The following is an 8,221-nucleotide window of genomic DNA, read 5'->3' as shown; positions in this document are numbered from 1 at the left end:
TTCGTCCGCAGTGTTCAACTTCATTCCCAAGACGGCGATGGACTTCTACAAGGCCGTGGCGGCCGACGACACGGCCACGCAGCACAGGCTGCTCAAGGAGTTCTTCATGCCCTACCTGGCCATCCGCAACCGGGTGGAGGGCTATGGCGTGAGCATCATCAAGGCGGGCGCCAGGATCGTGGGCCATGACGGTGGGCCGGTGCGCGCGCCGCTGACGGACTTGAAGCCCAGCGAGATGGAAGAGCTCAAGGCGCTCATCGACAAGCTCGGCCCGCAGTAAGCGCGCCGAGGGGCCTGGCAAGCCAGGCCCCTCTTCTTTGGTTGCATTCCACCACGCGCCTGGCCGTGCACGGGCGCGTGGTGCAGCCGTGGCACGCACACACATCCCCAACACCACAACGGAGACAGACAAGATGTTCAAGCAAATCGTTCTCGCCACCGCCGCCGCCTTGGCCATTGCCGCGCTCACGGGCTGCGCCGCCAGCGCACCCGCTGCATCTTCGGCATCGTCCGAGCAATCGGTGGCCGCGGCTGCGGAAAAACTGCGCGTGGCCATGATCGATCCCACGCCCACGGCCCTCGCCCAACTCGTCGCCGACGACCTGAGCTACGGCCATTCGGGGGGCCGCGTGGACACCAAGGACAGTTTCATCGGCGACCTGATCGCAGGAAAATCCGACTTCGTCACCATCGCCATCTCCGACCAGACCATCAAGGTCGTGGGCAACACTGCCATCGTGCGCCACACCCTCACGGCCGATACCAATGACTCGGGCAAGCCCGGCAAGGTGCAGATCAAGATCCTGGGCGTGTGGCAGCAGCAAGGCGGCCAGTGGAAGCTGCTGGCGCGCCAGGCCGTGCGCGTCGCGGCATGATGTAGACACATCGGGGCGGCTGTGTGCCGCCGTATGCCGCCCGTTGCATTTTTTGGCACTGCTGCCCCACGAAACCATGACCACGACTCCCCACCGCATCCTGCAAATCGGCCGCCTGCCCCTTCCCGCGCTGGAGGCCGAACTGGCGGCCCGTTACAGCGTCGCCTGCCTGGCCGAACAGCCCGATCCAGCGGCTTTTCTGGCGTCACACGGTGCGGAGTTCACCGGGGTGGTGACCACCGCCGCCATCGGCCTCGAGGGCGAGGTCATCGCCGCGCTGCCCCACCTCCAGGTCATCAGCAGCTTTGGCGTGGGCTTTGACGCGCTGGACATCGATGCGGCCAAGGCGCGTGGCGTGCAGGTGGGCTACACGCCCGGCGTGCTCAACGACTGCGTGGCCGACATGGCATTTGCGCTGATGCTGGATGTGTCGCGCAACCTTGCCGCCAGCGACCGTTTTGTGCGCCGTGGCGAATGGCCGAAGGCCAGGTTTGCGCTCGGCAGCCGCGTGTCGGGCAAGCGCCTGGGCATCGTGGGCATGGGCCGCATCGGCCAGGCGGTGGCCGATCGTGCGGGCGGCTTCCGCATGGAGGTGGGCTACCACAACCGTCGGCAGGCCGAGGGCTGCGCACTCCCTTATTTCGAGTCCTTGACCGCGCTGGCGCAGTGGGCCGACTATCTGGTGCTGACCGTGGCGGGCGGCGCTGGCACGCGCCACCTCGTCAACCGCGATGTGCTGGATGCCCTGGGGCCGAACGGCTACCTCGTCAATGTGGCGCGCGGCAGCGTGGTGGACGAAGCCGCATTGACCGAAGCGCTGACCGAACGCCGCATCGCCGGTGCAGGGCTGGACGTGTTCGAGAACGAGCCCACCGTGCCCGCCGCGCTGATGGCGCTGGACAACGTGGTGCTGACGCCCCACACCGCCAGCGCCACGCACGAAACCCGACGCGCGATGGCCGACCTGGTGCTGGAAAACCTGGAATCGTTCTACACCACCGGTGCCGTGCTGGCGCCGGTGCCTGGCACCTTGGTACTTGAGTAAGCCGTAAACAGCGCCTCCGTGCCTGGCTCCTCGCCCTGCAGCACCGGAGACGCCCCCGCAGGGGGGAGGCACGAAGCGGCTCAGGGAGTCACTTCAGCTTGTCGCGCGAGATGTCCATGATCATGCGCGTGGCCAGGTACAGACGCGGCACGATGGTGTTGATCTGCACGTACTCCGCATCATTGGAGTGGGCGCCGTAGCCCGACAGGCCCATGCCCTCCACCACCGCGCCCTTGGTCTTGAGCGCCGCAAAGGCCGCATCGGTGCCGCCCCCGGTGGCTTTCTCGACCACATTGAGCGGCAGGCCCAACTCCTGGTAGATGACCTTGCCGTAACCGGCCACACGGCGCGATGCCTCGCTGGCTTCGAGCGGCGGCCGGCGCACCTCGAACTTCACGTCCACCTTGGAGGCGGGCAGCAGCCGGGTCTTGATCTTCTCCTGCAGCGCCTTCTCCAACCCGTCAAAGTCCGCCACCTTGAGGGCACGCGCATCGGCCTGGGCGGTGGCCTCGGCCGGAATCACATTGCGGTTGGTGCCGGACTTGGACACCGTCCAGTTGAGCTTGAGGCCTTCGTCGTTCTTCGACAGGTCCTTCATCTGCAGCAGCTGGTGCGACAGTTCGTACAGCGCGTTCACGCCATCCTCGGGCTTGGCCCCGGCGTGCGATGCCTTGCCCTGCACCGTGAGGTAGGCCGCCCCGATGCCGCTGGTGGCCAGGCGCAGCGTGCCGTCGGTGCCGCCGCCTTCGAACGACAACACCACGTCCTGCTCGGACGCCACACGGGTGATGGTGCTGCGCCAGCCGGGCGAGCTGATTTCCTCGTCGCCATTGATCAGCACGGTGAGCGTGCCGTAGTCCTTGAAGCTGAGCTTTTGCAGCAAGGCCACGGTGTGGATGATGAGTGCGATGCCCTGCTTGTCGTCCGAAATGCCCAGGCCATAGGCCTTGTCGCCATCGATGCGGAACGGCTGGCCTTTGAGCATGCCTTTCAGGTACACCGTGTCCATGTGCGCGATGAGCATGATCTTCTTGCTGCCCGTGCCCTTGAACACGGCCTGCACGGCAGGGCCCACCTTCTCGGGCGTGTCGTCCAGGCGGTAGATGTCGCTGGTCTGCAGCACGTCCACCGTACCGCCCAGTTGCTTGAGCTGGCTGGCAATGCGCTCGGCGATCTGGTTCAGGCCCTCGATGTCCTTGCTGCCCGACTCGATGTGCACCAGGTCGCGCAGGGTGTCGAGCACCGGCTGCTGCTCCTTCTGGGCCAGCGCGTGGACATCAGCCACCGGCGCAGCGTGGGCCACGGCGGCGGCAAACGCCAGCGCCAGCGAGGCCATCAGGGGGCGGACAAACGAAGGGGTTAGTGTGGGCGGCGCTGCGGATGGTGCATGGTGCAAAGGCTCGGTGAAGGGATGAGGAAAGCGATTATGGAGTCTTGCAACACCAATTTCAAACACTGATCCTCCTTGCAATGCTTCGGTCAGCGCCTGCGCGCCAGACTCAGCCCGCAGGCGCAAACACCTCGGGGCTCAGCCGTGACTTGTAGCCCCGGGGTTCAAACAGCCACATGCCATACAGCGGCAGAGATTCCGCCAGCCGCAGGGGCGCCACCAGCGTGGACGCACCGCCCAGCAACGCAGGGTGCGGCACAACAGCCAGCAGGTCGGACTGCGCCACCAGGTGCAGCAGGCTGGCAAAGTCGGGGCAGCGCACGGACATCTTGGGCGCGGGCATGCGGCGCACACGGTGCGCTTCCGTCAACACATCCACCGGCCCGCTGACACTGGGCCCCACACAGGCCCACGCAGCGCCCTGCAGTTGCGCCAGCGACTGGGCCCGGACCCATGGGTGGCCCTTGCGCGCATAGACCTGGGGATGCAACTCGTACAGGGGGCGCTCCGTCACATCGGGATGCGCAAACTTGCGCGGTTTGGGGGCAATGACCGCATCAAAGCGCCGCTGCAGCAGGCCCTCCAGCAGACTGCCTTCATCGGCCGTCGCCATCTCCAGCGAGCGCCGGGCGTTGGGCAGGCACCAACTGGCATACAGCAGCGGGCCACAGACCAGCGCCGCTGAAGACGTGAGCCCTACCCGCAGCAGGTAGCGGTCTGCCGCAGCCACTGACGCGCGGGGCAGCGCCTCAACCCCTCGTGCCAGGTGCAGGGCCTGCGCGGCTACAGCCCGGGCCAGGTCGGTGGGCACATGGCGGCGCCCCTCGCGCACCAGCAAGGGCTTCGCGAAGTGGGCTTGCAGTGCCTTCATGCCATGGCTGATCGCAGGCTGCGACACGCCGCAGGCCTTGGCCGCCAAGGCGAACGAGCCCTGTTCGACGACCGCACGGAGGTATTGCAGGTAGCGCAGATACATAAACACCTTTTATGTATAAGCCACCATTGTCTCTTGTCGTGCGGCGCGGAGTTGGCGAAGCTACGCACTCCACTCCACGCCCTTTGCATCGCCACGTATGAGCCCTACCCCCATCGACACCGTCCGCACCTACCTCGCCCACCTGCACGCCAGCCACACCGAAGGCCTGATCGCCTGTTTTGAAGACGATGGCGTGGTGCACTCGCCGTTCCTGGGCACGATGCGCGCGAGCGACTTTTTCAAGAAGCTCGCCCAGGCCTCCAGCGGCAGCGTGATCACCGTGCTGGATCTGTTCGCCTCCGCCCAACCAGAAAGCGGCGGCGCCGTGCGGGTCGCCGCCTATTTCCGCTACGACTGGACCTTGAACGATGGCCGCGAGGTGACGTTCACCTGCGTGGATGTGTTCACATTCGACGCGGGCAGCACCCGCATCCGCGACATGAACATCGTCTACGACACCCACCCGCTGCGCGAAGAAGTGGGCGGCAAGTACGCGCCTGATCCGATTGTCACAAAAGCTCCACGCCCTTGAGCGTCACGAAACTCGTCTCGCGCGTGACCTGCACAAAGTCCTGCAGGTACGGCTTGGCCGACAGGCTGGGCAGGCAGGCGGCGTGCAGTTCGCCCCGCAACCCCCGGGCTCCGATGGGCCTGGCCGTCACATACCCCCGGTCCAGGTAACTCTGCACCGCCCACAGCGGCAGCGCCGCCACGCCGCGCCCGCTGGCCACCAGCTGCAGCATGGCCACCGTCAGCTCGGTGGTGCGGCGCGGGGGGCGCACCCCGGCGGGCTCCAGCACCTGGCGGATCAGGTCCAGCATTTCGTCCGGCACGGGGTAGGTGATGATGGTCTGGTCGGCAAAGTCCTGCGCCACCAGGTGCGGCCTGGCGACCAGCGGGTGCGTGTTGGCCAGCAGCGCGCGGATCTCGAAGCCAAACAGCGCGTGGTAGTCCACGCCCGCCTCGTCGACATCCACCTCCGACACGATGGCCACGTCGGCCCGGCCCTGGTGCAGCAGGCCCACGGGGTCGGCGTGAAAGCCACTCACGATGTCCAGCTCCACCTCGGGCCAGCGGGTGCGAAACGCATCCATGGCGGGCATCAGCCAGTCAAAACAGGTGTGGCATTCCACCGCAATGCGCATCTGCCCGCCCTGCCCCAATACCAGGCGGGCAATGTCGCGCTCGGCTCCCTCCACCTGCGGCAGCATGGCATCGGCCAGGGCCAGCAGGCGTTCGCCCACGGCGGTGAACTGCGGCGGGACGGACTTGCGCTCAAACAGCGGCTGGCCATAGCGGTCCTCCAGCAGCTTGATCTGGTGCGACAGCGCCGACTGCGTGAGGTTGAGCAGCTGCGCGGCCCGCACCAGGCTGCCGCTGTCGCGCAGGGCGACCAGGGTGCGCAGGTGGCGCACTTCCAGAATCGACTGATTCATTATTAATTTTCAAGTTGATCGCATAAAACTTTCGTTTGAATAATAAACGAGCCCGCGCGACCATCGGTGCCTTCATTGCACTGCTCCATTCAGAAGAAGGAAATCACCATGTCGCTCGCCGCCCAATCCTCCTCTCGCCCTGTGCTCACGCACACACTGGGTTTTCCGCGCATGGGGGCGCAGCGCGAACTGAAATTCGCGCTCGAGTCCTTCTGGCGCGGCGACAGCACCGAGGCCGAGCTGCAGGCAACCGCCGCCCAATTGCGCCAGTTGCATTGGCAGGCGCAGGCCGATGCGGGCCTGGGTTGTGTGACGGTGGGCGACTTTGCGCTGTACGACCACGTGGCCAACCACATCCAGCTGCTGGGCTGCGAGCCTGCCCGTTTTGGCTTTGACGCCACGCCCGAGCTGGCGCGCTACTTTGCGATGGCGCGGGGCGTGTCGGCCCACGCCGCCGAAGACCATCAGGGCTGCAGCGCCGGTTGCCAGGCAAAGCACACCACCGCAGGCCAGCCCGCTCTGGAGATGACCAAGTGGTTTGACACCAACTACCACTACCTCGTGCCCGAGTTCAGCGCCCACACCCAGTTCCACCTGGCCAGCGAGCGCCTGTTCGCCGAAGTGGCCGAGGCCCAGGCCCTGGGCCACCGCGTCAAGGCCGTGCTGCTGGGGCCCCTGAGCCTTTTGTGGCTGGGCAAATCCAAAACGGCGGGTTTTGACCGCTTTAGCCTGCTGGAGTCATTGCTGCCGGTGTACGAAACCGTGCTGGCGCGCCTGAAAGCCCAGGGCGTGGAATGGGTGCAGATCGACGAACCCATCCTGGGGCTGGACTTGCCCGATGTGTGGCGCCATGCCTTTGAGCCCAGCTACTGGCAACTCGCCCGCAGCGCGCCCAAGCTGCTACTGGCCACCTACTTCTCGCCCCTGGCCGAGAACCTGCGCCTGGCCTGCCAGTTGCCAGTGGCCGGCCTGCATGTGGATGCCGTACGCGCGCCGGAAGAACTGGTGGGCGTGGCCGACTGGTTGCCGTCGCACAAGGTGCTGTCGGTAGGCATTGTGGACGGCCGCAACATCTGGCGCACCGACCTCGATGCCGCTCTGGCCAAGCTGCGCCCCGTGGCCGACAAGCACCAGGGCGAGCTGTGGCTGGCACCGTCGTGCTCGCTGCTGCATGTGCCGTTCAGCTTAGAGGCCGAAACGCAGCTGGATGCCGAAGTGAAATCCTGGCTGGCGTTTGCCGTCGAAAAGCTCGACGAGCTGCGTGTGCTCTCCACCGCCTTGTCGCAAGGCGAGGTTGCGGTGGACGATGAATTGCACGCCGCCCGCATCGCCCTGGCCGCCCGCCGCGCCAGCCCCCGCGTTCACCGTGCCACCGTGGCCGCCCGCCTGGCCGCCGCTGCGCCGGGGGCCGACCAGCGCCACGACGCCTTTCCCGCCAGGCAAAAGGCACAGCGCGCACGGCTGAAACTTCCGCTGCTGCCCACGACCACGATTGGTTCGTTCCCACAGACGGCCGAGATCCGTGCAGCCCGCGCCGCCTTCAAGCGCGGTGCGCTCGACGCGGCCCACTACCAACAAAAGATGCAAGCGGAAATTGCCCTGGCAGTGCGCAAGCAGGAAGCCCTGGGCATTGACGTGCTGGTGCACGGCGAAGCCGAGCGCAACGACATGGTCGAATACTTTGGCGAACAGCTCGATGGCTTTGCCTTCACCGCCAACGGCTGGGTGCAGAGCTATGGCTCGCGCTGCGTGAAGCCGCCCATCATCTACGGCGACGTGGCCCGCCCCACGCCCATGACTGTGGCCTGGACGCAGTATGCGCAGAGCCTCACCGCCAAACCCATGAAAGGCATGCTCACCGGCCCCATCACCATCCTGCAATGGAGCTTTGTGCGCGACGACCAGCCGCGCGCCACCACGGCCGACCAGATCGCCTGGGCCATCCGCGACGAGGTGTGTGATCTGGAAGCCGCCGGCATCGCCATCATCCAGATCGACGAGCCCGCCATCCGCGAAGGGCTGCCGCTGCGCCGCGCGGGGTGGAAGAGCTATCTGGAGCGCGCCACGCGAGCCTTCCGCATCAGTGCCAGCGGCGTGCGCAACGACACGCAGATCCACACCCACATGTGCTACAGCGAGTTCAACGACATCCTGCCCGCCATCGCGTCCATGGACGCCGATGTGATCACGATTGAGACGAGCCGGTCGGACATGGAGCTGCTACAAGGTTTTGGCGACTTCAAATATCCGAACGAGATCGGCCCCGGCGTGTACGACATCCACTCCCCCCGCGTGCCCGGCGTGCAGGAGATGGCCGCGCTGCTGGAAAAAGCCGCCGAGGTCGTGCCCGTGGAGCACCTGTGGGTGAACCCCGACTGCGGCCTAAAAACCCGGGGCTGGCCCGAGACCGAAGCCGCCCTGCGCCACATGGTGCAGGCCGCGCAGGAAGTGCGCGGGCGGCTGCTGGAGGAAGCGGCCCTGGCATGACGGAGGCCCGGC

General features: G+C 66.3%; 8 protein-coding genes. 5 read left to right on the top strand and 3 right to left on the bottom strand.

Annotated features, from left to right (window positions below; all coding sequences use genetic code 11):
* The 3 genes from AC1RCS_RS24555 to AC1RCS_RS24545 form a co-directional block, all read left to right on the top strand.
* Positions 1–280 (top strand): dihydrodipicolinate synthase family protein (locus AC1RCS_RS24555; RefSeq protein ID WP_492246474.1); only part of this gene is annotated, 280 nt, incomplete at its 5' end.
* 133 nt (positions 281–413) lie between these two features.
* Entirely contained in the window at positions 414–875 is a 462-nt protein-coding gene (locus AC1RCS_RS24550) for a nuclear transport factor 2 family protein (protein ID WP_492246475.1), read from the top strand.
* A 76-nt stretch (positions 876–951) separates the two neighbouring features.
* Positions 952–1,920, top strand: coding sequence for a 2-hydroxyacid dehydrogenase (locus AC1RCS_RS24545; RefSeq protein ID WP_492246476.1), 969 nt, complete (start codon positions 952–954; stop codon positions 1,918–1,920).
* An 88-nt stretch (positions 1,921–2,008) separates the two neighbouring features.
* On the opposite strand, the gene AC1RCS_RS24540 is transcribed toward AC1RCS_RS24545, so the two are convergent.
* Together AC1RCS_RS24540 and AC1RCS_RS24535 are read right to left on the bottom strand one after the other, a co-directional pair.
* Positions 2,009–3,316, bottom strand: a complete 1,308-nt coding sequence (locus AC1RCS_RS24540; RefSeq protein ID WP_492246477.1) for a M20/M25/M40 family metallo-hydrolase — start codon at positions 3,314–3,316, stop codon at positions 2,009–2,011.
* 103 nt (positions 3,317–3,419) lie between these two features.
* Complete coding sequence (locus AC1RCS_RS24535) at positions 3,420–4,286, bottom strand: LysR family transcriptional regulator (protein ID WP_492246478.1); 867 nt, start codon at positions 4,284–4,286, stop codon at positions 3,420–3,422.
* A gap of 97 nt (positions 4,287–4,383) precedes the next feature.
* On the opposite strand from AC1RCS_RS24535, the gene AC1RCS_RS24530 reads away from it, so the two are divergent.
* On the top strand, positions 4,384–4,818 hold the full coding sequence (locus AC1RCS_RS24530; protein WP_492246479.1) for a nuclear transport factor 2 family protein: 435 nt from the start codon (positions 4,384–4,386) through the stop codon (positions 4,816–4,818).
* On the opposite strand, the gene AC1RCS_RS24525 is transcribed toward AC1RCS_RS24530, so the two are convergent.
* The gene (locus AC1RCS_RS24525; protein ID WP_369642512.1) at positions 4,796–5,722 is read right to left on the bottom strand and encodes a LysR family transcriptional regulator; all 927 of its coding nucleotides are present in this window, start codon (positions 5,720–5,722) and stop codon (positions 4,796–4,798) included. The two genes, AC1RCS_RS24530 and AC1RCS_RS24525, sit on opposite strands and share 23 nt — an antisense overlap.
* A 108-nt stretch (positions 5,723–5,830) precedes the next feature.
* Between AC1RCS_RS24525 and metE the strand changes: the two genes are divergently transcribed.
* On the top strand, positions 5,831–8,209 hold the full coding sequence (metE, locus tag AC1RCS_RS24520; RefSeq protein ID WP_492246480.1) for a 5-methyltetrahydropteroyltriglutamate--homocysteine S-methyltransferase: 2,379 nt from the start codon (positions 5,831–5,833) through the stop codon (positions 8,207–8,209).
* The last annotated feature ends 12 nt before the right edge of the window (positions 8,210–8,221 follow it).

This window comes from Acidovorax sp. GW823-FHT01C06, from assembly GCF_058798375.1.
Note: the sequence above shows the minus strand (reverse complement) of the source record. Positions and strands in the feature narration are given on the sequence as shown.